Annotated in this window: 22 protein-coding genes; 9 read left to right on the top strand and 13 right to left on the bottom strand. The window is 69.3% G+C overall.

What is annotated here, in order from left to right; genetic code table 11:
- Window positions 1–2: 2 nt before the first annotated feature.
- The 3 genes from mdcA to madL form a co-directional block, all read right to left on the bottom strand.
- On the bottom strand, window positions 3–1,649 hold the full coding sequence (gene mdcA / locus CFB81_RS05980) for a malonate decarboxylase subunit alpha (protein WP_069617089.1): 1,647 nt from the start codon (window positions 1,647–1,649) through the stop codon (window positions 3–5).
- A 131-nt stretch (window positions 1,650–1,780) separates the two neighbouring features.
- Complete coding sequence (gene madM / locus CFB81_RS05975) at window positions 1,781–2,548, bottom strand: malonate transporter subunit MadM (RefSeq protein ID WP_027808885.1); 768 nt, start codon at window positions 2,546–2,548, stop codon at window positions 1,781–1,783.
- Window positions 2,549–2,559: 11 nt separating this feature from the next.
- On the bottom strand, window positions 2,560–2,955 hold the full coding sequence (gene madL / locus CFB81_RS05970) for a malonate transporter subunit MadL (RefSeq protein WP_006485307.1): 396 nt from the start codon (window positions 2,953–2,955) through the stop codon (window positions 2,560–2,562).
- A 329-nt stretch (window positions 2,956–3,284) separates the two neighbouring features.
- Between madL and CFB81_RS05965 the strand changes: the two genes are divergently transcribed.
- Together CFB81_RS05965 and CFB81_RS05960 are read left to right on the top strand one after the other, a co-directional pair.
- The gene (locus tag CFB81_RS05965) at window positions 3,285–4,133 is read left to right on the top strand and encodes a LysR substrate-binding domain-containing protein (RefSeq protein ID WP_069617088.1); all 849 of its coding nucleotides are present in this window, start codon (window positions 3,285–3,287) and stop codon (window positions 4,131–4,133) included.
- Between the two features lie 150 nt (window positions 4,134–4,283).
- Entirely contained in the window at window positions 4,284–4,568 is a 285-nt protein-coding gene (locus tag CFB81_RS05960) for a DUF4148 domain-containing protein (protein ID WP_089434812.1), read from the top strand.
- Between the two features lie 45 nt (window positions 4,569–4,613).
- Here the strand turns inward: CFB81_RS05960 and CFB81_RS05955 are convergent, their stop codons facing one another.
- Entirely contained in the window at window positions 4,614–5,531 is a 918-nt protein-coding gene (locus CFB81_RS05955; RefSeq protein ID WP_089434811.1) for a 3-hydroxyacyl-CoA dehydrogenase NAD-binding domain-containing protein, read from the bottom strand.
- Window positions 5,532–5,778: 247 nt separating this feature from the next.
- On the opposite strand from CFB81_RS05955, the gene CFB81_RS05950 reads away from it, so the two are divergent.
- Both CFB81_RS05950 and CFB81_RS05945 read left to right on the top strand, forming a co-directional pair.
- Window positions 5,779–6,219 (top strand): Hsp20/alpha crystallin family protein, encoded by a 441-nt coding sequence (locus CFB81_RS05950; protein WP_069617085.1) that lies wholly within the window; start codon window positions 5,779–5,781, stop codon window positions 6,217–6,219.
- Between the two features lie 16 nt (window positions 6,220–6,235).
- Window positions 6,236–6,646: an Hsp20/alpha crystallin family protein gene (locus tag CFB81_RS05945; RefSeq protein WP_069617084.1), complete on the top strand. Its 411-nt coding sequence runs from the start codon at window positions 6,236–6,238 to the stop codon at window positions 6,644–6,646.
- Window positions 6,647–6,759: 113 nt separating this feature from the next.
- Here the strand turns inward: CFB81_RS05945 and CFB81_RS05940 are convergent, their stop codons facing one another.
- Window positions 6,760–7,062, bottom strand: a complete 303-nt coding sequence (locus tag CFB81_RS05940; protein ID WP_089434810.1) for a zf-TFIIB domain-containing protein — start codon at window positions 7,060–7,062, stop codon at window positions 6,760–6,762.
- Between the two features lie 89 nt (window positions 7,063–7,151).
- Complete coding sequence (locus CFB81_RS05935; protein ID WP_089434809.1) at window positions 7,152–7,907, bottom strand: TerC family protein; 756 nt, start codon at window positions 7,905–7,907, stop codon at window positions 7,152–7,154.
- A gap of 110 nt (window positions 7,908–8,017) precedes the next feature.
- Between CFB81_RS05935 and CFB81_RS05930 the strand changes: the two genes are divergently transcribed.
- Together CFB81_RS05930 and CFB81_RS05925 are read left to right on the top strand one after the other, a co-directional pair.
- Window positions 8,018–8,911: a LysR family transcriptional regulator gene (locus tag CFB81_RS05930; RefSeq protein WP_089434808.1), complete on the top strand. Its 894-nt coding sequence runs from the start codon at window positions 8,018–8,020 to the stop codon at window positions 8,909–8,911.
- A gap of 115 nt (window positions 8,912–9,026) precedes the next feature.
- A complete protein-coding gene (locus tag CFB81_RS05925) occupies window positions 9,027–10,226 on the top strand; it encodes a DUF2242 domain-containing protein (RefSeq protein WP_089434807.1) in 1,200 nt (399 codons plus the stop codon).
- Between the two features lie 252 nt (window positions 10,227–10,478).
- Here CFB81_RS05925 and CFB81_RS05920 read toward each other — a convergent pair whose 3' ends face one another.
- Window positions 10,479–11,399 carry a pyridoxal-phosphate dependent enzyme gene (locus CFB81_RS05920; RefSeq protein ID WP_089434806.1) on the bottom strand — a complete coding sequence of 307 codons (921 nt, stop codon included), beginning with the start codon at window positions 11,397–11,399 and terminating at the stop codon, window positions 10,479–10,481.
- Window positions 11,400–11,561: 162 nt separating this feature from the next.
- On the opposite strand from CFB81_RS05920, the gene CFB81_RS05915 reads away from it, so the two are divergent.
- Together CFB81_RS05915 and CFB81_RS05910 are read left to right on the top strand one after the other, a co-directional pair.
- The gene (locus CFB81_RS05915) at window positions 11,562–12,473 is read left to right on the top strand and encodes a LysR family transcriptional regulator (protein WP_069617078.1); all 912 of its coding nucleotides are present in this window, start codon (window positions 11,562–11,564) and stop codon (window positions 12,471–12,473) included.
- 493 nt (window positions 12,474–12,966) lie between these two features.
- Entirely contained in the window at window positions 12,967–14,172 is a 1,206-nt protein-coding gene (locus CFB81_RS05910) for an MFS transporter (RefSeq protein ID WP_089434805.1), read from the top strand.
- A 102-nt stretch (window positions 14,173–14,274) separates the two neighbouring features.
- Here the strand turns inward: CFB81_RS05910 and CFB81_RS05905 are convergent, their stop codons facing one another.
- From CFB81_RS05905 to CFB81_RS05895, 3 genes are read right to left on the bottom strand one after another with little or no spacing between them, the layout of a single operon-like run.
- A complete protein-coding gene (locus CFB81_RS05905) occupies window positions 14,275–15,297 on the bottom strand; it encodes a histone deacetylase family protein (RefSeq protein WP_069617076.1) in 1,023 nt (340 codons plus the stop codon).
- Between the two features lie 24 nt (window positions 15,298–15,321).
- Window positions 15,322–16,593 carry a Zn-dependent hydrolase gene (locus CFB81_RS05900; protein WP_089434804.1) on the bottom strand — a complete coding sequence of 424 codons (1,272 nt, stop codon included), beginning with the start codon at window positions 16,591–16,593 and terminating at the stop codon, window positions 15,322–15,324.
- A gap of 31 nt (window positions 16,594–16,624) precedes the next feature.
- On the bottom strand, window positions 16,625–17,935 hold the full coding sequence (locus tag CFB81_RS05895) for an MFS transporter (RefSeq protein WP_069617074.1): 1,311 nt from the start codon (window positions 17,933–17,935) through the stop codon (window positions 16,625–16,627).
- 189 nt (window positions 17,936–18,124) lie between these two features.
- On the opposite strand from CFB81_RS05895, the gene CFB81_RS05890 reads away from it, so the two are divergent.
- Window positions 18,125–19,081 (top strand): LysR family transcriptional regulator, encoded by a 957-nt coding sequence (locus CFB81_RS05890; protein ID WP_069617073.1) that lies wholly within the window; start codon window positions 18,125–18,127, stop codon window positions 19,079–19,081.
- A 58-nt stretch (window positions 19,082–19,139) separates the two neighbouring features.
- Here CFB81_RS05890 and CFB81_RS05885 read toward each other — a convergent pair whose 3' ends face one another.
- From CFB81_RS05885 to CFB81_RS05870, 3 genes are all read right to left on the bottom strand, one after another.
- Complete coding sequence (locus tag CFB81_RS05885; RefSeq protein ID WP_089434803.1) at window positions 19,140–20,210, bottom strand: porin; 1,071 nt, start codon at window positions 20,208–20,210, stop codon at window positions 19,140–19,142.
- Between the two features lie 171 nt (window positions 20,211–20,381).
- A complete protein-coding gene (locus CFB81_RS05880; protein WP_089434802.1) occupies window positions 20,382–21,806 on the bottom strand; it encodes a cytosine permease in 1,425 nt (474 codons plus the stop codon).
- 389 nt (window positions 21,807–22,195) lie between these two features.
- Window positions 22,196–22,825 carry an NAD(P)H-binding protein gene (locus CFB81_RS05870; protein WP_089434800.1) on the bottom strand — a complete coding sequence of 210 codons (630 nt, stop codon included), beginning with the start codon at window positions 22,823–22,825 and terminating at the stop codon, window positions 22,196–22,198.
- Window positions 22,826–23,045 lie beyond the last annotated feature (220 nt).

Here is a 23,045-nt window from a genome sequence, read left to right as displayed (position 1 = left end):
CCTCACCAGTTGCGGAACCGGGCCGGCGGCGCATAGAGCCCGCCCGACCAGTGCACGAGATCCTTGATCGAACGCGCGGCGAGCCAGCGGCGGTCGGCGTCGAGCGGATCGATGCCGAGATCCTCCGGGCGGCGGATCACGCCGCGCTCGCGCAGCCGTTCGACCATCTTCCGGTCGCGGCCGCGGCCGACGTCCGTATAGCCGGCGACGCCGCGGATCGCGTGCTCGCGTTCGTCCTTGTCGCGGCACATCAGCAGGTTCGCGATGCCCTCCTCGGTGACGATGTGCGTGACGTCGTCGCCGTAGACCATGATCGGCGCGAGGTCGAGCTGCAGCTTGTCGGCAAGCTTCAGCGCGTCGAGCTTCTCGACGAACATCGGCACGTTCTTGTCGCCGAACGTCTCGCCGATCTGCACGACCAGCTTGCGGCCGCGCCGCAGCGCCGCCGGCGTGTCGGGGTCGGCTTCCGCGCCGGCCTTCAGCCACGGCTCGCTCGGATGGCGCCGGCCGCGCGCGTCGCTGCCCATGTTCGGCGCGCCGCCGAAGCCGGCGATGCGCTCGGCGGTGACCGTCGACGAATGGCCGGACAGGTCGATCTGCAGCGTCGAGCCGATGAACATGTCGCACGCATAGAGGCCGGCCGTCTGGCAGAACGCGCGGTTCGAGCGCAGCGACCCGTCGGGGCCCGTGAACCACACGTCGGAGCGCGCGCGGATGTAGTCGTCCATCCCGACTTCGGAGCCGAAGCAGTGGATCTGCTCGACCCAGCCCGATTCGATCGCGGGAATCAGCGTCGGGTGCGGATTGAGCGCCCAGTGCGTGCACACCTTGCCCTTCAGCCCGAGCTTCGCGCCGTAGGTCGGCAGCAGCAGCTCGATCGCGGCGGTGTTGAAGCCGATCCCGTGGTTCAGGCGCTTGATCCCGTACGGCTCGTAGAGGCCCTTGATCGCGAGCATCGCGGTGAGGATCTGCGTCTCGGTGATCGCGGCCGGGTCGCGCGTGAACAGCGGCTCGACGTAGAACGGCCGGCCGGCCTCGACGACGAAATGCACGCGATCGCCCGGGATGTCGACGCGCGGCACCTTGTCGACGATGCGGTCGACCTGCGCGATCACGATGCCGTCCTTGAACGCGGTGGCTTCGACGACGGTCGGCGTGTCCTCGGTGTTCGGGCCCGTGTACAGGTTGCCGTCGCGATCGGCGCTCACGGCCGCGATCAGCGCGACCTGCGGCGTGAGGTCGATGAAGTAGCGGGCGAACAGCTCGAGATAGGTATGCACCGCGCCGAGCGCGATCTTGCCGCCGAACAGCAGCTTCGCGATGCGCTGCGACTGCGGGCCCGAATACGCGAAGTCGAGACGCGTCGCGATGCCGCGCTCGAACACGTCGAGGTGCTCGGGCAGCACGACGCCCGACTGCACCATGTGCAGGCCGTGGATCTTGGCGCTGTCGACGTCGGCGAGCGCGGTGGCGAGCAGATCGGCCTGCTTCTGGTTGTCGCCTTCGAGGCACACGCGGTCGCCGGGCCGCAGCACCGCTTCGAGCAACGCGACGGTGTCGCGCGCGTCGACCCGCTTGCCCTGCGCGTACGCCGCGCCGGCCGCGACGCGTGCATCGCGCGCCTGCCGCGCGTGATTCCATCCGGTCATGAACAGTTCTCCGCTTCGAGGGTTCAGCGGCATTCTAAGCCTGGCGCCGCCGCCGATTGATGATGTTGCAGAATGCGACTCAGAGGACGCCGCGATGGATGCGGCCCGCACGCGGGCCGCGTCGCATTGCCCTACGCGCCGACCAGCGCGCGCGTCGTGAAGAACAGCAGCGACGGCCCGAGCAGGCAGCCAACCCCGGTGTGGAACGTCGCGACCAGCGCGCCGTACGGCACGAGCCGGCGATCGGTCGCGGCGAGCCCCGCGCTCACGCCGCTGACGGTGCCGGCGAGGCCGCCGAAGATCATCGCGGAGCGCGGCGTCTTCAGGCCCATGAAGTTGGCCGCGACCGGCGTGCCGACCATCACGATGATCGCCTTCACGAGCCCCGTCGCGATGCTGAGCGCGATCACGTCGGAGCTCGCGCCGATCGCCGCGCCCGTGACGGGCCCGACGATGTAGGTGACGGCGCCCGCGCCGATCGTCGTCATGCTGACCGCGTCGGTATAGCCGAACGCGCGCGCGACGCACGCACCGACGATGAACGGCAGCACGGTGCCGAGCAGCAGCGACACGACGCCGACGAGCCCGGCCTTGCGCGCCTCGGTCGGCTGCACTTCGAACGCGGTCGCGACGATCGCGAAATCGCGCAGCATCGCACCGCCCATCAGGCCGATGCCGGCGAACAGCTTGACGTCGGCCAGCCCCTTCTCGCCACCGGTGAATGCGCCGCCGACGTAGGCGAGCACGAGGCCGATCACGATCGCGATCGCCGAGCCGTGCACGCGGCCGAACGTGAGCTTGCGCGACGCGATCGACGACAGCCACATGATCAGGCCGACCAGCGCGAACGACGCGACGAGCCCGTTGTGGGCGACGGTTTTTTCGAGCATCTGCAGCATGGCGGCCTCCGTTATTGTTCTTCGAATTGCGGCACGCCCGCGAAGGCCGTGTCGTCGCGGCCCGTGCGCGCGAGTACCGCGATGCAGCATGCGCAGATCGCGACCGCGCCGACGGCGGCCAGCAGCGCGACCGGCCCGCCCTTGAGCGCGGCGACGACGTTCTGGTTCGCGGCCATCGCGACGACGACCGGGATATACATCGCGCCCCAGAAGCCGACGCCCGCCTCGGTCTCCTTCGGCAGCCAGCCTCGCCGGTGCAGCCACAGGCGCAGGCAGATCAGCAGCAGCATCGCGATGCCGACGCCGCCGACGTTGGTTTTCACGCCGATCGCGCTGCCGAGCAGATCGCCGAGGAACAGTCCGGCCAGGTGGCAGAACGCCAGCAGCGCGGTTCCGTAGATGATCATGAGTCGTCTCCAGTCTCTTCGTGACGGGCGCCTGACGCGTGCGGGAGCCAGGCCCGCACGCCGATCCCGGGCGGACTGTGTGTCTCCTGCGGCGGGGCGCCGCGGCCCGGCGGCTCGTCGTGCGAGCGCGTTCTCGGGGTCGATGGGATGATGCGGGTTCGGGCCGGACGCCGGATGGCTTAGACTGATCGATGCAGCCGGCGGCGCGACACGGGCTACGCGTCCGGTGCCCCTCGTTCGCGGAGGCCGCACTGGCGCGTGATCCGATACTAGCGCCGCAAAATCCGGCCATTTATGAAGTTGTCGAAACCGATTCAGTGGATTTAGCAATGCGTCCGTTACCGCCCGAATTGCTGCGCAGCTTCGTCGCCGTCGCCCAGTCCGGCAGCTTCACCGCCGCGTCCGAGCGCGTGAACCTGTCGCAGTCGACCGTCAGCCAGCATATCCGCCGGCTCGAGGAGCTGCTCGACCGGCCGCTGTTCGAGCGCGACACGCGCAACGTGCACCTGTCGCAGCACGGCGACGCGCTGTTCCGCTACGCGGTGCGCATCCTCGAACTGATGGACGAGGCCGTCACGTCGGTATGCGGGCCGCCGCTGTCGGGCAAGGTGCGGCTCGCGATGTCGGAGGATTTCGCGTCGGCGCACCTGACGGCCGCGCTCGCGAGCTTCGTGCAGCGCAACCCGGACGTCGAGCTCGCGATCTCGACCGGACTGTCGGGCGACCTGTTCGACGCGCTCGACGAGGGCCGGCACGATCTCGTGTTCGCGAAACGCATCGCCGGCAGCCGGCGCGGCCGTGTGATCCGCAGCGAACCGCTGTACTGGTGCACCGGCCCCGATTCGCGGATCACCGGCCACGAGGCCGTGCTGCCGCTCGCGATGCATCCGGAGCCGAGCGTGTCGCGCCGCCGCGTGCTCGAATCGCTCGAGGCCATCGGGCGGCCGTATCGGATCGCCGTCGTGAGCAGCAGCATCGCGGTGCTGCGGGCGGCCGCGAGCGCAGGGCTCGGCGTCAGCGCATTCGCCGGCTACGTGATCCCGGCCGGGCTCGCGCGGCTCGACGCGGGGTTGCCGGAACTCGGCGAACTCGAATACGTGATCGATCGCCCGGCGGCCGCGTCGCGCTCGACGCTCGCGCTGGAAGCCACGTTGATCACGGCGGCGGCCGAGCTGTAACGGCACCGCGCGCGGGCGCGACCGCACCTGACAGCTTTGCCCGGAACGCGTCATCGTCCGCGCAGCACCCGCTCGCGACAATGGGCCCCATCCGGACGCACCGCGCATCGCCGCGCGTCCGGTTCCCCGTCCCCTCGATCGGAGCCCGCCATGATCAACGCCCTGCGATTCGCCGTCGCGACCGCTGCAGCCGCCTTGCTGTCCCCCGCCTTTGCCCAGACCGACGCGTCGCCCCCCGCACAACAGGGCCTGACGCGCGCGGAAGTCATCGACCAGCTCAAGCAGGCCTATCTCGACGGCGAACTGCCGACGAACGACGGCAACTACCCGCCGAACGCCGCGACCCGCGCACGCAACCGCGAACTCGTGCAGGCCGTGAGCCCCGCCTGGCTGGCCCACGTGCCGCCCGCCAGCCAGGCGACGTCGCAGCAATGAGACCGGCGCCGCCGTCGCGCCGGCGCGACGGGATCGGGATCAGGATCAGGGCAGGAAGCTGCGGCGCCGCGCGTCGATCAGTTCGACGAGCAACCGGTCGCGCTCCGCCGCCAGTTCCTGCATCGAGCGCTCGCCCTGGATCGCGCGCAGCTCGTCGGTCAGCTTGCGATCGACTTCCGGATCGAACGACGGCGCGCCGAGGTCGTCCCACCAGCTCGTGATCGGCCCCGACAGGTGTTCGACGAAATGCGCGATCCCGCCCGCGCCGCCGCCGAGGTGATAGGTCAGACACTGCCCCATCAGCCCCCAGCGCAGGCCGGGCCCCCACGCGACGGCCTTGTCCGCATCGGCGACGCTCACGACGCCTTCGCCGACGAGGTGATACACCTCGCGGAACAGCGCGGCCGCGAGCCGGTTCGCGACGTGGCCGGTCATCTCCTTGTTCAGCACGATCGTCTGCTTGCCGAGCGCATCGTAGAACTGCTTCACGCGCGCGATCACGTCGTGGGCGGTCGCGTCGCCGCCGACCAGCTCGACGAGCGGGATCAGGTGCGGCGGATTGAACGGATGCGCGATCAGGCAGCGCTCCGGATGCTTCGCGCACGCGGTCTGGATATCGGACATCTTCAGGCCCGACGAACTCGACGCGATCGGCACGTGCGCGGGCAACACGTCGTCCATCTGCCGGTAAAGCGCGCGCTTCAGGTCGAGCCGCTCGGGGCCGTTCTCCTGCACGAAGTCGACGCCGTCCAGCGCGCGCACGAGATCGGCGTCGAACGACAGCCGCGCGGAAAGTTCGGCGGCCCGCTCGCCGAGGAAGGCGGCAAGCGCGTCGCGCAGCCGCGCATCGGCTTGCGGCGCCGGGTCGGTCGCGACGACGTCGAAGCCTTGCGTCAGGTAGAAAGCAGCCCAGCTCGCGCCGATCACGCCGGCGCCGACGATCGCGATACGTCGAATGTCCATGGTTGTCCCGTGTAGTTTGGTCTGCGGATATGCCGCGGCGATTGTCGCATCGAATCCCCCGCGCACGCGTCGACGCGGATTGCACCTTGCCTCTTGAAATGCGCGGCGACGGCCACTAATTAAGCGTCGGCTGGCAGTGCCGCATGCAACGCACCGCCCCCGTATCGACCCCGTGGAGCCACCCGTCGCGCCCGCCGCAGGCGTCGCGCCGTCACGTCTCCCGCGTTCCCTGTTCAGGAGGACCAACATGAGCGGTATCCATCACGGCTATGACCTGTTCGACGAATTCGCCCGCCTGCAGCGGCAGATGACGAGCCTGCTCGGCGAACGTCCGTCCGGCATCCGCGCGGGGCGCGCCGGCACGTTTCCCGCACTCAACGTCGGCGCGACCGACGACGCGATCGAGATCGTCGCGTTCGCGCCCGGCATGGCCGCGGCCGACTTCGACGTGTCGATCGACAAGGATCTGCTGACGATCAGCGGCGAGCGCAAACCGGCGCCGCGCACCGAAGGCGACGACGTACGCACGTATGCGCAGGAGCGCTTTCACGGCGCGTTCCGCCGCGTGGTCGAACTGCCGCGCGACGCGGACCCCGACCAGGTCAGCGCCCGCTACGAGAACGGCTGCCTGCTGATTCGCGTCGGCCGGCGCGAAGCATCGAAGCCGCGTGCGATCACCATTCAGTAATCTTCAGGATACCGACATGAACACGAACCCGACCCTGGCCGAACGCCAACCGAGCACCGTTCACGCTGCCGCCGCCGAAGCCGTGCGCCGGCCCGCGATCACCCCGTCCGTCGACATCGTCGAGGACGCGCGCGGCGTCACGCTGCGGGCCGATCTGCCCGGCGTGCCGCGCGAGAACCTCGACGTGAAGGTGCACGACACGACGCTGACGATCGAAGCCGCGACGCATATCGACACGCCGGCCGATCTGCGCGTGCGACACGCGGAAGTGCGCGCGACGCGCTATGCACGGTCGTTCGTGCTGAGCGCCGATCTCGACACGTCGAGGATCGACGCGAACCTGCGTGACGGCGTGCTGACGCTGACGATCCCGCGCCGCGAGGAAACGCGTCCGCGCCGCATCGACGTGACGGTCGGCAACGCGTAAGGGTCGACGCGTGTCCTGACGCGACGCGCATGAAAAAGCCCCGCTCCGGCACGATGCCGGGCGAGGCTTTTTTTGCATCGGGCCGCGCGCGCTCAGGCGCGCGGACGGCAGCTTCAATCGAAATCGAAGAGATCGAACACCGACTTCTTGCGGCGCCGGCCGTCGTGCCGGTATCGCTCGTCGTGCGAGCGGCCGTCGCGCCCCCAGCCGTCGTCGCGCTCGCGCGGCGCGTGCGCATCGTGTTGCGCCGGCGCGGCGTCGCGGCGAGCCGGCGCGTCGCCGGTTTCGCGGGCGATCAGCTTGTCGAGTTCGCCGCGATCGAGCCACACGCCGCGGCAGGTCGGACAGTAGTCGATCTCGATCGACTGGCGCTCGGCCATCAGCAGGTCGGGCGTCTTGCAGACAGGACATTTCATCGCATTTCTCCTTTCCGTGCGAATGTCATCCGGATTCCGTATGAGGCGCGCGAGCCGCCGCCGCGGCGGCCGGCGTCACGCGCGCCGGCTCAGTCGCGCGCCACGTGCGCGGCCCGCTTCGCCTTCGCGCGCCGCGCCAGCATGTTCATGCCCTCGACGAACGCCGAGAACGCCATCGCCGCGTAGATGTACCCCTTCGGCACGTGCGAACCGAACCCTTCGGCGATCAGCGTCATGCCGATCACGACCAGGAACGACAGCGCGAGCATCACGATCGTCGGGTTGCGGTCGATGAAGCGTGCGAGCGGCTGCGCGGCGAACAGCATCACGCTCACGGCGATGATCACGGCGACGAACATGATCGGAACGTGCTCGGTCATGCCGATCGCGGTCACGATGCTGTCGATCGAGAACACGATGTCGAGCATCACGATCTGGCCGATCGCGGCCCACATCGTCAGGCCGGCCGCGCCGGCGGCCCCGCCCGCGCCGTCGCCGTCGTGCGACACGTGGTGATGGATCTCGGTGGTCGCCTTCCACACGAGGAACAGGCCGCCCGACAGCAGGATCATGTCGCGCCACGAGAATGCATGGCCGAACAGCGTGAACACGGGTTCGGTCAGGCTCGCGATCCACGCGACGCTGCCGAGCAGCGCGAGGCGCATCACCAGCGCGAGCGCGATGCCGAGGCGCTGCGTGCGGGCGCGCTGCGCTTCGGGCAGCTTGTTGCTGAGGATCGAGATGAAGATCAGGTTGTCGATGCCGAGCACGACTTCCATCACGACGAGCGTCAGGAGCGCGGCCCAGACGGCGGGGTCGGTGGCAAGCGTCAGCAGGTAGTCCATGGGATGGGCCGATACGAAAGTGGAAAGCCTGATGATATGACGACCCGCACTTCGGAAAAATCAGCGAGAATCTGAATCCAAGTTCGGTTTTTTCGATATGTCGCGCTCCAATGCTGAATTTTCGCCATCTGTACTATTTCTGGGTCGTCGTGAAGGAAGGCGGCTTCGCGCGCGCGGCCGGCCGGCTGGACATGGCCGTGCAGACGATCAGCGCGCAGGTGCGCGAGCTGGAGAAAGCGCTCGGGCACCCGTTGCTGCGCCCGGCCGGGCGCGGCGTCGCGATGACCGACGCCGGGCAGGCCGCCTTTGCGCGCGCGGAAATCATCTTCGAAATGGGCCGGCTGATTCCCGACGACGTGCGCGCGGCGGCCAGCCAGCCGACCGTGCGGCTCGCGGTCGGCCTCGCGGACGGCATCTCCAAGCTCGCCGCGCACGCGATCCTGGCCCCGGTGCTCGACACGCCCACGCTGCGGCTGTTGTGTCACGAAGGCGAGCACGACGCGCTGCTCGCGGAACTCGCGCTGCACCACCTGGATCTCGTGCTGGCCGGTCAAGGCGCGCCGTCCGGGTCGAACCTGCGCGTGACGAGCGAGCGGCTCGTCGCGTCGCCGGTCGACTGGTACGGGCCCGCGGCGCTCGTCACGCCGGCCGCGCGGCAGCGCTTTCCGCACTGCCTGGCCGAGCTTCCGGTGCTGCTGCCGACCGCGCATTCGGCATTGCGCGTGCGTCTCGACGTGTGGCTGGAAAGCGAGCGGATCATGCCGCGCGTGGCCGGCGAGTTCGAGGACAGCGCGTTGATGGCCGTATTCGCGGCGCGCGGCCTCGGCGTGTTTCCGCTGAGCGAACTCGGCGCGAACGATGCGTCGCTGCTGCGCGGGCTCAGGCGGCTCGGGCGCGCGGGCGACGTGACCGAGGAGATCCACGCGATCCGCTCCCGGCGCGGCGAACATCATCCGCTGACGGCGCAATTGCTGGCCGCGGCGCGCGGCGCGCCGGCCGACTGAAGCGAGCGCGACATCAAACGAAACTATAATGTCGCCCCGGCCATACGAGATGTGCGCCGCATCAATCCGGGCACTCCCCTTGCGCCGCCTCTCGCCGAGCCTTCTGAAAGACGCCATGCACAACCGATTTCGCCTGTTTTCCGTTTCGTGCGCGCTCGCGGCCGCGACCGTGCTGGCGGCATGCTCGTCGCCGCCCAAGCCGATCTACCAGCAGGAACAGTTCGACGCGGCCACCAGCCCGTACGCGCATACGTTCCACGCAAAATCCGACGCGGCCTGCGAGGCCGCGCGGCGCGCGCTGCTGAGCCAGGGCTACGTGGTGTCGTCATCGCGCAACGACGCGGTCGACGGCAGCAAGAATTTCCAGCCGAGCAACGACATGCACGTCGTGATCGAGTTTCACGTCGTGTGCGCGGACGCGACCGCGGACGGCGCGTCGAGCATCGCGTACGTGAACGCGGTGCAGGACCGCTATACGCTGAAGAAATCGAATACGTCGGCCAGCGTGGGCCTCAGCGTGTTCGGCTCGCTGTCGCTGCCGATCGGGTCGAGCGACGACGCGCTCGTCAAGACCGCGAGCGAGACGATTCCCGCCGGCGTGTTCTATGAGCGCTTCTTCACGCTCGTCGACCATTTCCTGAAGATCGATCCGGCGCGCCGCGACCGCGCGACCGTGAAGGCCGCCGAGAAGGAGCCCGTTGCGCCGCTGCCGGAGCCGGCGCCGACCCCGCAGGGCGAACCGATGAAGATGACGACGCCGGTCGTGCCGACGCCGCCCGCGGCGCCGGTGCCGCTTTCGGCGACGGGTGTCGCGCCGGGTTCGGGCGCGAATGCCGTGCCGGCCGCGGCATCGGCCGTCGCGGCGCCGGCTGCGATGCGCGCTGCGGCGCCGACGACGGCGTCCGGGTCGGTGCCGGCGTCGGGAGCGGCCCCCGCGGCGGCTTCGGCACCCGCGCCGGCTTCGGCTGCTGGCCCGGCGCCTGTGTCGACCCCTGCGCCGGCTCCCGCTTCGGCTGCTGCGCCGGCTTCGGCGCCTAAGCCGGTTTCCGGTCCGGCAACCGCGCCCGCATCTTCGTCGACCTCCGGTTCGACGGCCGCGCCGGCTTCCGCGCCCGCGCCCGCGTCTGCTTCGGCGCCAGCGGCAGCAGCGGCCACCGTTACGCCGTCCTCGTCCTCGGCCGCGTCTTCGTCAACGGCATCCACGTCCGCATCGACCTCGGCATCGCCGCCGTCAAGCGCATCGCCTGCGCCGGCTGCCGCCAACCCCGTCGCATCGTCCACGCCGTCCGGCGTGGGCGCACCCACCGCAAATTGATCGCGCTCCCGTACCGTTGCGCCCGGCCGCATGCGGCGCGGCGCGACGGTACGTCACCCTTCCGCATGATTCCCTGAGGTCGTTTCCGCCCATCCGGCCGTGCGCCGGCCGCGTATGTCCTGGCGGGATTGACGGTAAGGCAACGTCGACGCGTGACGGTTCGCCATGCACGCGCCAGGCTCGCCGCCACCGCGCGCGACAATCGCAAGCGATCCGCCGTCCCGCGACCGCGCTGCTCGCCGGCGCCCGCGCCTACCGCAACGTCGCGCGCAGCGTCTGCAGATCCTCGACGGTCGTGGTCACGCCGCCGCAGACGATCACAGCGATGTCCGCGGCCGACGCGAGCACCGGCACCGGCCGCTCCAGTGCGGCCAGCGCCGCGCCGCACGCGGGCTCGACGACGATCCTGTGTTCGTCGAGAAACCGCAGCGACGCAGCCACCGCGTCGGCATCGGACACGACGACCGGATGGATCGCGTGGCGTGTCGCCCATTCGACCGCCGCGTCGCACGGCCGCTTCGCGCCGAGCGTCGTCGCGATGCTCGAGATGGCCGCCAGTTCGACCGGGCGCCCCTGCGCGATCGAGCGCGCATAGCAGTCGGCGCCTTCCGTTTCAGCGGCGACGACCGGCACGTCGTGCCAGCCGTTGCGCGCGAGCCCTTCGAGCACGCCGCACAGCAGACCGCCGCCGCCGACCGCGAGCACGACCGCGTCGGGTTTCGGGCCGGCCGCCGCCATCTCGTCGATCATCGTCGCGTGGCCGTCCCACAGCGCCCGATCGTCGAACGGATGCACGAACGCGTCGTGCGCGTCGAGCCCCGACTGAGCGAACGCGTTCGCCTCGGCCCAGCTCGCGCCGTGCACGACGAGTTCCGCGCCTTCGACGCGGATCAGCTCGCGCGCCCGCGCCGATGTGCTTTCCGGCACGACGACGCGCACCGGCACGCCGAGCTCGCGGCCGCAGTACGCGACCGCGATGCCCGCGTTGCCGCCCGACGACGACACGAATCGCCGCGCACCGGCGGCGTGCCGTGCCTCGCAGACGGCGCCGATGCCGCGCAGCTTGAACGAACCCGACGGCTGCAGCGCCTCGAGCTTCAGCCGGATGGTCGTGCCGAGCCGGCGGGACGCGATCGGCGAGCGGATATAAGGGGTCGGGATATGAAGCGGCATGGGACGGGACGCAATGAGAACGGGAGGAAACGCACGCGACGCGCGACGACGCGAATGCGGCAATGACGGTCATCGTACGGCAGGCCCGCCATGCTTTCCAATACCATCGGATGGCTTTTGCTATGCTTCACAGGCATATCCGCACACCAGACCCGACACCGCATGCGCCAGATCGAACTGCGTCACCTGCGCTACTTCGTCGCCGTCGCCCAGGCCGGCAGCGTGATGGCCGGCGCCCGCGCGGCCGGCATCGTGCAACCCGCGCTGTCGCGGCAGATCCGCGAGCTCGAGGACGCGATCGGCACGCCGCTGCTGATCCGTCGCGCGACCGGCGTCACGCTCACGGCGGCCGGGACGAGCTTCCTGCGCGATGCGACCGGCCTGCTCGCGATGCTGCAGGACAGCCGCGAGCGCGCGTTGCGCAGCGCGGCCGGCCAGCTCGGCGAACTGCGGCTCGGCGCGCTGCCGAACTGCCTCCCATTGCCGGTCGTCGCGAACGTCCTCAAGGCGTTTCGCGACGCGTGCCCGGACGTGAAACTGTCGATCGCGCCGATGCTGTCGGCCGAACAGGCGAGCGCGCTGATGCGCGGCCAGCTCGACGCCGGGATCATGGCGTGGCGTCGCGAGGAAGCGCCGCACCTGACGGGCGTGCGGCTGCTGAGCGACCGCTTCGTGCTCGCGATGCCCGCGCCGCCGGGCGGCCGCTTCGTCGCGCCGCGCACGCTGGCCGACGTCGCGAACGAGCCGTTCGTCTGGTTCGATGCGCAGCGCTCCGCCGCGCACCACCGGTTCCTGATGACGCAATGCGAGCAGGCCGGCTTCACGCCGCGCATCGCGCAGGTCGGCAGCGACATCCCGACGCTGATCGGCCTCGTCGCGGCCGGAATGGGCTGCGCGTTCGTGCCGGAAAGCGCGTCGCCGACCTGCCCGCGCACGGTCCGGCTCGTCGCGCTCGACGCGCTCGCGAGCCGCTTCGACATCGAGTTCGTGTTCGACGGCGCGGCGGCGGCCCCGTCGCCCGTCGTCGCGCGGTTTCTCGCGGCGGTCCGCGACGCGGCCGGCGAACCGGGCTGAACGTACGCCGGGCGCATCGGCGCGCTGCCGGGCGACGCGACCGGCAGCGCCGGCCGATGGACGGAATCGCCTTTCCGCCATCTCGCCGTTTTCGCTGTTTTTGCATACTAAACGACACCGCCGTGTCACCGAAAAGTCTTTCAGAACGCCGACGGGCGGCGTCGTGACGACGCTATTTTCAAATTGACGCCCAAAACGGCCGTTTAACGCCGATTCGAATCGTCCTGGCCCGAAATATACTGCCCGCGCATCCAACCCCTCGTGCCAAAGAGAGGATGCGTTTCCGCCCCGGCCACGGACCCCCTGTGGTCGGGGCTTTTTTGCTGTTGCGTGTCGAGTCACGCCCCACACGCCGCCCGCGCGCCGCATTGTTGACATGAAATCAAGATAATTTCGTCCGGATGCGGCTTTTTCCGCAAAAGTAATGCAGGCACACTTCGGGCTGACCTCAATGGCTTCGTGCCGTTGTCCCCCGCTTACAGGAGCCCGCCGCGTGAACCCCACGACTTCTTCTCCGTCCCGCCCGGGCGGCAGCGCCGCGCTGCCGCTGCTGGCGCTCGCCGCCGGCGCGTTCGGCATCGGCACGACCGAGTTCTCGCCGATGGGCCTGCTGCCCGTGATCGCCGACGGCGTGCACGTATCGATTCCGCAAGCCGGCATGCTGATCAGCGCGTATGCGATCGGCGTGATGGTCGGCGCGCCGCTGATGACGCTGCTGCTCGCGCGCTGGTCGCGTCGTTCCGCGCTGATCGCGCTGATGTCGATCTTCACGATCGGCAACCTGCTGTCGGCCGCCGCACCCGACTACACGACGCTGCTGCTCGCTCGCCTCGTGACGAGCCTCAACCACGGCGCGTTCTTCGGGCTCGGCTCGGTGGTCGCCGCGAGCCTCGTGCCGCGCGAGAAGCAGGCCAGCGCGGTCGCGACGATGTTCATGGGGCTGACGATCGCGAATGTCGGTGGCGTGCCGGCCGCGACCTGGCTCGGCCAGATCATCGGCTGGCGCATGTCGTTCGCGGCGACCGCGGGCCTGGGCCTGGTCGCGATCGCCGGCCTGTTCGCCGCGCTGCCGAAGGGCGAAGCCGGCAAGATGCCGGACCTGCGTGCCGAACTCTCCGTGCTCACGCGCCCGGTCGTGCTCGGCGCGCTCGCGACGACGGTACTCGGCGCCGGCGCGATGTTCACGCTCTATACGTACGTCGCGCCGACGCTCGCACACCTGACGGGCGCCACGCCCGGCTTCGTGACCGCGATGCTCGTGCTGATCGGCGTCGGCTTCTCGATCGGCAACATCGCGGGCGGGCGCCTCGCCGACCGCTCGCTCGACGGCACGCTGATCGGCTTCCTCTTGCTGCTGATCGCGACGATGGCCGCGTTCCCGCTGCTCGCCGCCACCCATGCGGGCGCCGCCGTCACGCTGCTGGTCTGGGGGATCGCGACGTTCGCGGTGGTGCCGCCGCTGCAGATGCGCGTGATGCGTGCGGCCCACGAAGCGCCGGGCCTCGCGTCGGCCGTCAACATCGGCGCGTTCAATCTCGGCAACGCGGTGGGCGCCGCCGCCGGCGGTGCGGCGATTTCGGCCGGGTTCGGCTACGCGGCGGTGCCGCTCGTCGGCGCGCTGATCGCCGCCGCCGGGCTCGCCCTCGTCATGCTGCAGGTCACGCAGCGCCGCCGCTCGCCGGCCGCCGCGAATTCGTAAGCGCGGGCACGTCGGGACCATCCGGAACCGTCCGCACGCATTCTCACGGCCGCGTCATGCGGCCGTTTTCATTGTCGGCGCGCGGTCGGTTCGACGGCCCGGTCAGCGCCGAGCGGCGAACCCGCCGAAGAACGCGCGTGCGTTCGCGTCGAGACTCTCGAGGTGGTAACCGCCCTCCTGCACGATCACCGTCGGCAAGCCGAGCGCGCCGATCGCGCCGCCGAGCCGGCCGAACCCGTCGGTCGTGACCGCAACCTGCGATTGCGGATCGTCCTTGTAGATGTCGAAGCCGAGCGCAAGCACGAGCGCATCGGGCTGGAAGCGCGTGAGCGCGCGCAGCGCGTCGTCGAGCCGCGCGAAGAACGTCGACTCCGGCGCGCCGTGCGGCATCGGCAGATTGAGGTTGAAGCCGTCGCCGGCGCCCGCGCCCGTCTCTTCCTCGTAGCCCGCGACGACCGGGTAGAAGTTGGTCGGGTCGCCGTGAATCGATACGTACAGCACATCGTCGCGGCCGTAGAAAATCTCCTGCACGCCCTGCCCGTGATGCATGTCGGTATCGAGAATCGCGACGCGGCGATGGCGGCCGAGCAGCGCCTGCGCGGCGATCGCCGCGTTGTTCAGGTAGCAGAAGCCGCCGGCCGCGTCGCGGCGCGCATGATGGCCGGGCGGCCGGCACAGCGCGTAGGCTTCGCGTGCGCCGTCGTTGACGTCGGCCGCCGCGGCCAGCGCACCCTGCGCGGACCAGTACGCCGCGCGCCACGTATTCGCGCCCACCGGGCAACTACCGTCGGCGAGATAGCGCGCGGCTTTCGCGAGCACGCCGCGCAGCGGGTTCGGATCGCGCACGAACACGTTCGACATCACTTCGTCGCCCCAGTCGTCGGGCATCTGCTTCCAGTCGCGGTGCGCGTCCTCGAGAAAGCGCAGGTAGTTCATGTCGTGCACGGCCGCGATCGGCGCGGTGCCGCGGTCGGCCGGCTCGCGCACGTCGAAGTCGAGCGACCGGACGGCCGCGACGAGCCGCGCCGCGCGCTCGGGCACTTCCTGCGGTTCGCGCATCCGGCCGCGCGACAGGTAGCTGCGCGGATGGTGCAGCAATTGTTCGGGATGGAAATAGGTTTTCATCGTAGTCCTCGTCGATTCGCCGGATCAGGCGCCGTGCGCGGCGGCCGCCGCGTCGACGCGCGCCGCGATGCCCGCGCGCGCCAGCACCGCATGGAGCAGTACGTTCGCGCCGCGCGTCACGTCGTCGGGCAATGCGTCCTCGGCTTCGTTGTGCGACAGGCCGTCGACGCACGGAATGAACACCATCGCGGTCGGGAAACGGCGCGCGAGCAGGATCGCATCGTGGCCGGCGCCGCTCACGATCCGCTCGTGCGTGTAGCCGAACGCGGCCGCGGCCTGCGCCACCCGCCCCACGCAATCGCGGTCGAACGGCGTCGCCGGGCTGCGCCAGCAGGTGTCGATCGCCACTTGCACGCCGCGCGCGGCGGCGATGCGGGCGCACGCCTCGCGCAGGTCGCGCTCCATCGCATCGACTTCGGCATCGTCGTGATGACGCAGGTCGACCGTGAACGTCAGCTCGCCGGCAATCGTGTTGCGCGATGCGTGGCGGATGCCGACCTGTCCGATCGTCGCGAGCCCGCGCGGTGCATAAGCGGCGACGATCCGTTCGAGTTCGAGCGCGATCTGCGCACTCGCGAAATACGCGTCCTTGCGATACGGCATCGGCGTCGTGCCCGCGTGCGCGGCCACGCCCGTCACCGTCACGTCGAGCCAGCGGATCGCCTGCCCGCCGGTGACGATGCCGATCGTCGTGCCGTTCGCCTCAAGTACGGGCCCTTGTTCGATATGCGCCTCGAAATACGCGTCGACCGCGCCGCCCGTTGCGCGCGTGCCGCGATAGCCGCATGCGTCGAGCGCCGCGCCGAGCGTGACGCCGTCGGCGTCCTGCTTCGCGAGCGCGTCGTCGAGCGGCAGCGCGCCCGTGAATACGGCCGAGCCGAGCATTGCCGGCGCGAAGCGCGCGCCTTCCTCGTTGGTCCACGACACGATCTCGAGCGGCTTGTCGGTCGCGATGCCCGCGTCGTTCAGCGTGCGCACGAGTTCGAGCGCGGCGAGCACGCCATAGACGCCGTCGAAGCGGCCGCCCTCGGGCTGCGTGTCGAGATGGCTGCCGATCAGCACCGGCGCGGCGTGCGCATCGGCGCCGTCGCGCCGCGCGAACAGGTTGCCGACGGCATCGACGCTCACAGTCAGCCCCGCGTCGCGACACCATTGCGCGAACAGGTCGCGCCCGCGCCGGTCGTCATCGGTGAGCGCGACGCGCCGCACGCCGCCGCGCGGGGTCGCGCCGACGCGCGCCATGTCGGCCAGGCTCTGCCACAGGCGGGCGCCGTCGATTTCAAGCAGGTCGTTCATAGGGATTCCCGATCGATCCATTCGTTGCGGTTCAATGCGAGCCGAGCGCTTCGGCGGCGGCCGGCTGCGCGGCGCGGCGCGCATCGAGCGCGACGATGCAGAGCAGCGAGATGCCGGCGAGACACGTGTAGAACACCGCGAGCGGCCACCACTGGCCCGTGAAGCGATGCGCGAGCCATGTGCCGACGAGCGGCGTCAGGCCGCCCGCGATCGCGCCGCAAATCTGGTACGCGAGCGAGATCGCCGAATAGCGCACGTGAGCGGGAAACACGTCGCTGACGAAGCCCGCGATCACCGAATAGAAACCGGCCATGCAGACGACGGCGAGTGCGATGCCGGCGATCAGCGACGCGGACGTCCCGCCCTGCACGAGCATGAACATCGGATACGGCGACAGCATTGCGAGCAGCGCCGCGAGCTTCAGGAAGCGCGCGCCGCCGATGCGCTCCGCGATCCACGCCGCAAGCGGCTGCGCGAAGAACTGGATGATCGCGACCGCGAACAGGCTGTCGAGGATCAGCGAACGCGACACGCCGACGTACTGCGTCGTGTACGCGATCATGAACGTGTTCGTGAAATAGACGCCCGCGATGCCGATCGTGTTCGCGCCGATGCAGAGCAGCACGGGCCCGGACGCGGAACGGAACACTTCCGCGACCGGCAGCTTCACCGTGCGGTTCGCTTCCTTGACCCGCGCGAATTCCGGCGACTCGTTCACACCGAGCCGGATCAGAATCCCGACCACTAGCAGCACCGAGCTCGCGAGGAACGGCAGGCGCCAGCCCCACGCGAGGAAGTCGGCCTTGTCCATCGACGTGGCCGCGCGGAACGCGATCAGCGACAGGATCAGCCCGGCCGGGCTGCCGAGCTGCGCGAACGACGCGAAAAACGTGCGGCGCCCCTGCGGCGCATGCTCGCCCGCCATCAGCACCGCGCCGCCCCATTCGCCGCCGACCGCGATCCCCTGCACGATACGCAGCGCGACGAGCAGCACCGGCGCGAGGACGCCGACCTTCGAATAGGCGGGCAACAGCCCGACGCATACGGTCGCGACGCCCATCATCATCAGCGTCGTCATCAGCGCCTTCTTGCGGCCGATGCGGTCGCCGAGATGGCCGAAGATCACGCCGCCGAGCGGACGCGCGAAGAAGCCGACCGCGAACGTCGCGAACGACGCCATCGTGCTGACGAACGGGTCGTGCGACGGGAAATAGAGTTCGCCGAACACGAGCGCGGCAGCGGTCGCGTAGATGTAGAAGTCGTACCACTCGATCATCGTGCCGATGAACGCGGCCGTCGCGGCGCGTGCCGGCTGGCGGGCGGAAGGAAGGGACTCAGTCATGCGGGCTCCTGACGCGCGCCGCGGCGGGCGGCACGCAATATCGTGAGGACGGCCGTCTGTCGCGGCCTCGCGCCGCACCGCTGCGGCGCCCCTCCTTTATCGGTGGCCGCAAATCATTAGTCAAATTTCGAGTTATTATTCACCATATAAGTTCAACTAATGCCCGCTCGCCGCCAGTCCGGAGACCCGATGCGCCCCGACCTCGCCCCGTTCCTCAACGATCGCCTCGACTGGAACCTGCTGCGCACCTACCTGGTGATCATGCAGGAGCGCAGCGTGAGCCGCGCGGCCGCGCGCCTGCACGTCACGCAGCCGGCCGTGAGCCAGGCGCTGCGGCGGCTCGAGGAGACGCTCGAGCGCCGGCTGATCGAGCGGCGCGGCGCGCACTTCGCGCCGACGCCGGCCGGCGAAGCCGTGTACCGGATCGCGAGCGACATCTACGGCGGCATCTCGCGCCTCGAAACCGAAATCGACGACAGTACGGCCGACCTGACCGGCTCGATCCGGCTGCTGACGGTGAGCCGTATCGAATCGCCCGTCTACGACGAATGCCTCGCGGATTTCCATCGCGCGTATCCGCGTATCGATCTGCAGATCGAAGTGATGCGCTCGTCGGACATTCTCTCCTCGCTGCTGCAGAAGACGGCCACGGCCGGGCTCGGCCTGTGCCGCACGCCGCACGACAAGCTCGAAATGCGGTGCTTCCTGCGCCAGCGCTATGCGATCTACTGCGGCCGCCATCACCGGCTGTTCGGGCAGACGCAATTGCGGATGGACGATCTGCTCGCGGAGAATTTCGTGTCGTTCACGAGCGACCAGATCGGCGACAGCCTGTCGCCGCTCACCGTGTTCCGCGACCAGAAGGGCTTCACGGGGCGCATCGTCGCGTCGTCGCCGAGCCTCGACGAAGTGCGGCGGCTGATCTTCGCGGGCTACGGGATCGGCTGCCTGCCCGAGCATATCGTGCGCGACGACATCGCGCAGCAGCGGCTGTGGCGGTTGCCGCCCGACGACGGGCTCGTCGATGTCGACGTGTTCCTGCTGTGGCATCGCGACCGCAAGATGAATGCGGCCGAGCATGCGTTTCTCGACGCGATGGAGCGCTGCATGCAGCGCTACTCGCTCGCGGAGCGGCTGGGGAAGTGATGACGCGGGTGCGCCCGATGCACGCGCCGGACACACGCGGCCCGGCGCATCGCGTGCGTCAGAAGCGATGCACGATGCCGAGTTGCACGCCACGCGCATTCGCGCCCGGGTACGCGAGCGGCAGGCCGGGGTTCGCCGCGCCGGCGAGCGTGTAGCCGGCCTGGTTGCGGTTGCGCAGGTACGACAGCGCGCCGTAAAAGCTCGTGCGCTTCGACAGGTCGTACTCGTACATCAGCCCGAGCTGATCTGCATTGTTGCCTTGCGACGACCGGTCGTGCAGGTACGCGTAGCCGAGCGCGACCGCATTCGCCGGGTTGAACTGGTATTTGACCGACAGCCCGTACACGCGCGAATCGATTCCGAGGTCGCCCCACTTCACCGCGGAGAACCCGCCATACACGGTGGCCTTGCCGATCTCGTAAGACGCACCGGCCATGATCGTGCGATCGGTCGTGGTCGCCGCGGCGTTCTTCAACCACTGGCCCGCGACGAATGCGCCGAACGAGCCGTGCTCGTAGGTCAGGTCGAACTGCTGGCTGGAGCCGGCCGAGCGCACGCCGCCCGCCTCGCCGAACCCGAAGTACAGGCCGCCCTGGAAACCGGCGATCTCCGGGCTCTGGTACGACAGCGTATTGCTCGTGCGGAACGCGAACACGGTCAGGTTGTCCATGCCGGACGCCTGCGTGACGCCGCCGAACGCATCCTGCCCGCCCTGGTCGTTGAACAGCGGCGAATTCTGGCGGCCCGCACGCACCTTGCCCCACGGTCCCGCGATGCCGACCCATGCCTGCCGGTTGAACAGGCTGCCGGCGCTCGCGAGCGAGCCGTCGTTCGGGTTGAAGCCGTTTTCCAGCGCGAACTCGATCTTCTGGCCGCCGCCGATCTCCTCGCCGCCCTTCAGCCCGAACCGGCTGCCCCACTGGCCACCCGAGTTGATCGCGGCCGTGTGGCCGTTGCCCGTATTCACGACCTGCGCGAATTCGTCGATCACGCCGTACAGCGTGACGCCGTCCTGCGCGAAGGCGGTTCCCGAACCGGCGACGCAAGCGGCCGCGACGGCCATCCGAAGACCGGCATGCGCCGGTCGCGCCCGGGAACGATGTCCTCGTGCGGTCATTTTCTTAGTCATGCTATTCAATGAAAGGAGAATGGAACGATGCCGGGCACGGTGGTCTGCCATGCCGGCATCGCGGATAACGAGGATGATGTGCGGTGCGGTTGCCGGTCGCGCCGGTTCGGCACTATCGGGCCGCTCAGGCCGGCGGCAGACCGGCCCGCCGAACGACGTGATCCGTCGGTGTCAGACCTCGCCGCGTTCGAGCGGCAGGATCAGGCGCTCGGGAATGCTGCGCCGCGACGCGCGGGCGCCGACGTAATACAGCACGGCCGGCACGACGAGACCGAGGATCCACGAGATGTCGGTGCCGCCGAGCGCATCGACGAGCGGCCCCGTGTAGATGTGCGTCGACATGAACGGCAGTTGCACCAGGATGCCGACCACGTAGATCGCGATCGCCATCACGTTCCAGCGGCCGTAGCGGCCGTCGGGATCGGACAGCGCCGGCACGTCGTAGCGCGAACGCGTGAAGCAGTAGTAGTCGACCAGGTTGATCGCGCTCCACGGCGTGAAGAACGCGAGCAGGAACAGGATGAACGCGGTGAATTCCTTCAGGAACGAATGACGGCCCGCGAGCGCGATCAGCGTCGATACGCAGATCATCCCGAAGATGTACACGAGGCGGCTCTTCGACGATACCGCCCCCTTGCCGCGAAAGCCGCTGACGATCGTCGCCATCGACATGAAGCTGCCGTACGCGTTGAGCGCCGTCACCGTCACCTTGCCGAACGCGATGCTGAAGTACAGCAGCGCGGCCACGGCGCCGGTCGAGCCGAGGCCGACGATGTACGCCACTTCATGGTGCGCGAACTGGCTGCCGGCGAGCGCGGCCGCGAACACACCGAACACCATTGCCGCCTGTGCGCCGATCACCGAGCCGAGACCGACCGCGAGAAACGTCGCGACCGACGACGTCGAACGCGGCAGGTAGCGCGAATAGTCGGCCACGTACGGGCCGAACGCGATCTGCCACGACGCGGACAGCGACATCGCGAGCAGGAAGCTCGCGAGCGAAAAATGCTTGTTCGCGAGCAGCGCGCCGATGTCGTGGTTCGCGAACAACTGCGCGAACATGTAGACGAACGCGACGATGCCGACCACGCTCGCGATCCGGCCGACGAAGTGGATCGCGCGATAGCCGAACACGGTCAGCACGACGATCACGGCCGCGAACAGCAGGATGCCGGCCGCGTCGTCGACGTGCAGCAGTTGCGCGACGGCTTGCCCGGCCAGTACCGAGCCGCTCGCGGAAAAGCCGATGTACATCAGGCACACGAGCACGATCGGGATCATCGCGCCATACACGCCGAACTGCACGCGACTCGAGATCATCTGCGGCAGCCCGAGCTGCGGCCCCTGCGCGCCGTGCAGCGCCATCACCGCGCCGCCGACGAGCTGGCCGAGCAGCAGCGCGACCAGCGACCAGAACACGTCGCCGCCGAGCACGACCGCGAGCGCGCCCGTGACGATGGCCGTGATCTGCATGTTCGCCGACAGCCACAGCGTGAACTGGCTCAGCAGGCCGCCGTGGCGCTCGGCGTCGGGAATGAAGTCGATCGAGCGTACCTCGATCAGTCCGCCGGCTTTTCCACTGGAATTCGTTGACACGGGTCAATCTCCAAAATACTCAGGACCACACATGGTTTGAACGGGACAGGAAGCTGCGAGCCGCCCTTTCGGCTCGGCGGATGCGGGGCGCCGTGGATCGCCGGCATGCGCCACGCACGCACGGTCTGCACGCTGGCGCGCAAGCGGCACGACGTGTGCCGACATTGCCAGCGGATGATCTTGTATATACAACTTGCGAGATATCGGTGATTACCCGGAATCAAGCGATTTTCGAAATCGTCCGAGTCATTGCGGCACGCCGGCGCAGCATTGCCGCAAGCCGGACGTCGGAAAAATGAAAGTTCGGCCTGCCCGGGGGCCCGGTCGGGCGCAGCGGTCACCGCACGGGAAACGCAGCCGATCAGCCGGACGGGCGCGCCCGCACCGCATCAGACCAGCCGCTCGGATGCGACGACCTGCACGCCCGGCCGTGCGTCGATCGCCGCATCGAGCAATGCGCGCGCAATCCGCGGTGCGGGATTCACGCGCCACTTCGCCGGCAGCGCGGGCGCGGCGGCGCTCAGCGCGAACGCGAGCAGCCGCTCGCCGAACCGGAACTCGTCGCGGCTGCCGCCGATCAGGCCCGGCCGCACATACGTGAGCGAATCGAACCCGACGCCGGCGAGCGCCTGCTCGACCTCGCCCTTCACGCGGTTGTAGAAGATCCGCGACGCAGCATCGGCGCCGAGCGCGGAATTCAGCACGTAGGTCCGCGTGCCGTGCCGGTGCGCGAGCCGCGCGACCGCGAGCGGATAGTCGTGATCGACGCGCCGGAAAGCCGCCTGCGAACCGGCGGCCCGCATCGTGGTGCCGAGCGTGCAGATCACGGCATCCGCGTGCCACCAGTCGGCCGTGTCGGGCAAATGGTCGAAATCCACTTCCAGCGCGCGCATCTTTGGATGCGGCGTCAACGGCCGGCGCGCGAGGACGATCACCTGATCGATCCGCGCATCGGCCAGCGCGACGTCGAGAACGTGGCGCCCGACGAGTCCGGTCGCGCCGACGAGCAGCAGTTTCATGTCGGTTTTTCCGTGTGGAGCCTGCGTTGGCGGACCGAGGCGGCCCGGTTTCCGGCTATCGACATGATCGTCGGCCGGCGCCACGCCGACAACCCTCCACTCGTCTCGAAAAATTACGGCGCTGTCGGGCGCGATCCCGCGCGAGCGGATGCCGATTGAAACAACATGAAGTCCATCAGACGCCGCAAGCGCCGCCGATGCGTGCGTGACGCACCGGCGG

The organism is Burkholderia sp. AU28863, from assembly GCF_002223195.1.
GTDB lineage: Bacteria > Pseudomonadota > Gammaproteobacteria > Burkholderiales > Burkholderiaceae > Burkholderia > Burkholderia sola.
This window is presented reverse-complemented; position numbering and strand designations above follow the sequence as displayed.

What these genes read in the sequence shown, in the direction of transcription:
- madM (WP_027808885.1), bottom strand. Translation starts at nt 2,548, where the DNA reads ATGCTGCAGATGCTCGAAAAAACCGTCGCCCACAACGGGCTCGTCGCG.
- CFB81_RS05945 (WP_069617084.1), top strand. Translation starts at nt 6,236, where the DNA reads ATGAACACGAACCCGACCCTGGCCGAACGCCAACCGAGCACCGTTCAC.
- CFB81_RS05905 (WP_069617076.1), bottom strand. Translation starts at nt 15,297, where the DNA reads ATGAAAACCTATTTCCATCCCGAACAATTGCTGCACCATCCGCGCAGC.
- CFB81_RS05870 (WP_089434800.1), bottom strand. Translation starts at nt 22,825, where the DNA reads ATGAAACTGCTGCTCGTCGGCGCGACCGGACTCGTCGGGCGCCACGTT.
- mdcA (WP_069617089.1), bottom strand. Translation starts at nt 1,649, where the DNA reads ATGACCGGATGGAATCACGCGCGGCAGGCGCGCGATGCACGCGTCGCG.
- CFB81_RS05900 (WP_089434804.1), bottom strand. Translation starts at nt 16,593, where the DNA reads ATGAACGACCTGCTTGAAATCGACGGCGCCCGCCTGTGGCAGAGCCTG.
- CFB81_RS05925 (WP_089434807.1), top strand. Translation starts at nt 9,027, where the DNA reads ATGCACAACCGATTTCGCCTGTTTTCCGTTTCGTGCGCGCTCGCGGCC.
- CFB81_RS05935 (WP_089434809.1), bottom strand. Translation starts at nt 7,907, where the DNA reads ATGGACTACCTGCTGACGCTTGCCACCGACCCCGCCGTCTGGGCCGCG.
- CFB81_RS05960 (WP_089434812.1), top strand. Translation starts at nt 4,284, where the DNA reads ATGATCAACGCCCTGCGATTCGCCGTCGCGACCGCTGCAGCCGCCTTG.
- CFB81_RS05920 (WP_089434806.1), bottom strand. Translation starts at nt 11,399, where the DNA reads ATGCCGCTTCATATCCCGACCCCTTATATCCGCTCGCCGATCGCGTCC.
- CFB81_RS05930 (WP_089434808.1), top strand. Translation starts at nt 8,018, where the DNA reads ATGCTGAATTTTCGCCATCTGTACTATTTCTGGGTCGTCGTGAAGGAA.
- CFB81_RS05940 (WP_089434810.1), bottom strand. Translation starts at nt 7,062, where the DNA reads ATGAAATGTCCTGTCTGCAAGACGCCCGACCTGCTGATGGCCGAGCGC.
- madL (WP_006485307.1), bottom strand. Translation starts at nt 2,955, where the DNA reads ATGATCATCTACGGAACCGCGCTGCTGGCGTTCTGCCACCTGGCCGGA.
- CFB81_RS05895 (WP_069617074.1), bottom strand. Translation starts at nt 17,935, where the DNA reads ATGACTGAGTCCCTTCCTTCCGCCCGCCAGCCGGCACGCGCCGCGACG.
- CFB81_RS05885 (WP_089434803.1), bottom strand. Translation starts at nt 20,210, where the DNA reads ATGACTAAGAAAATGACCGCACGAGGACATCGTTCCCGGGCGCGACCG.
- CFB81_RS05950 (WP_069617085.1), top strand. Translation starts at nt 5,779, where the DNA reads ATGAGCGGTATCCATCACGGCTATGACCTGTTCGACGAATTCGCCCGC.
- CFB81_RS05915 (WP_069617078.1), top strand. Translation starts at nt 11,562, where the DNA reads ATGCGCCAGATCGAACTGCGTCACCTGCGCTACTTCGTCGCCGTCGCC.
- CFB81_RS05890 (WP_069617073.1), top strand. Translation starts at nt 18,125, where the DNA reads ATGCGCCCCGACCTCGCCCCGTTCCTCAACGATCGCCTCGACTGGAAC.
- CFB81_RS05965 (WP_069617088.1), top strand. Translation starts at nt 3,285, where the DNA reads ATGCGTCCGTTACCGCCCGAATTGCTGCGCAGCTTCGTCGCCGTCGCC.
- CFB81_RS05955 (WP_089434811.1), bottom strand. Translation starts at nt 5,531, where the DNA reads ATGGACATTCGACGTATCGCGATCGTCGGCGCCGGCGTGATCGGCGCG.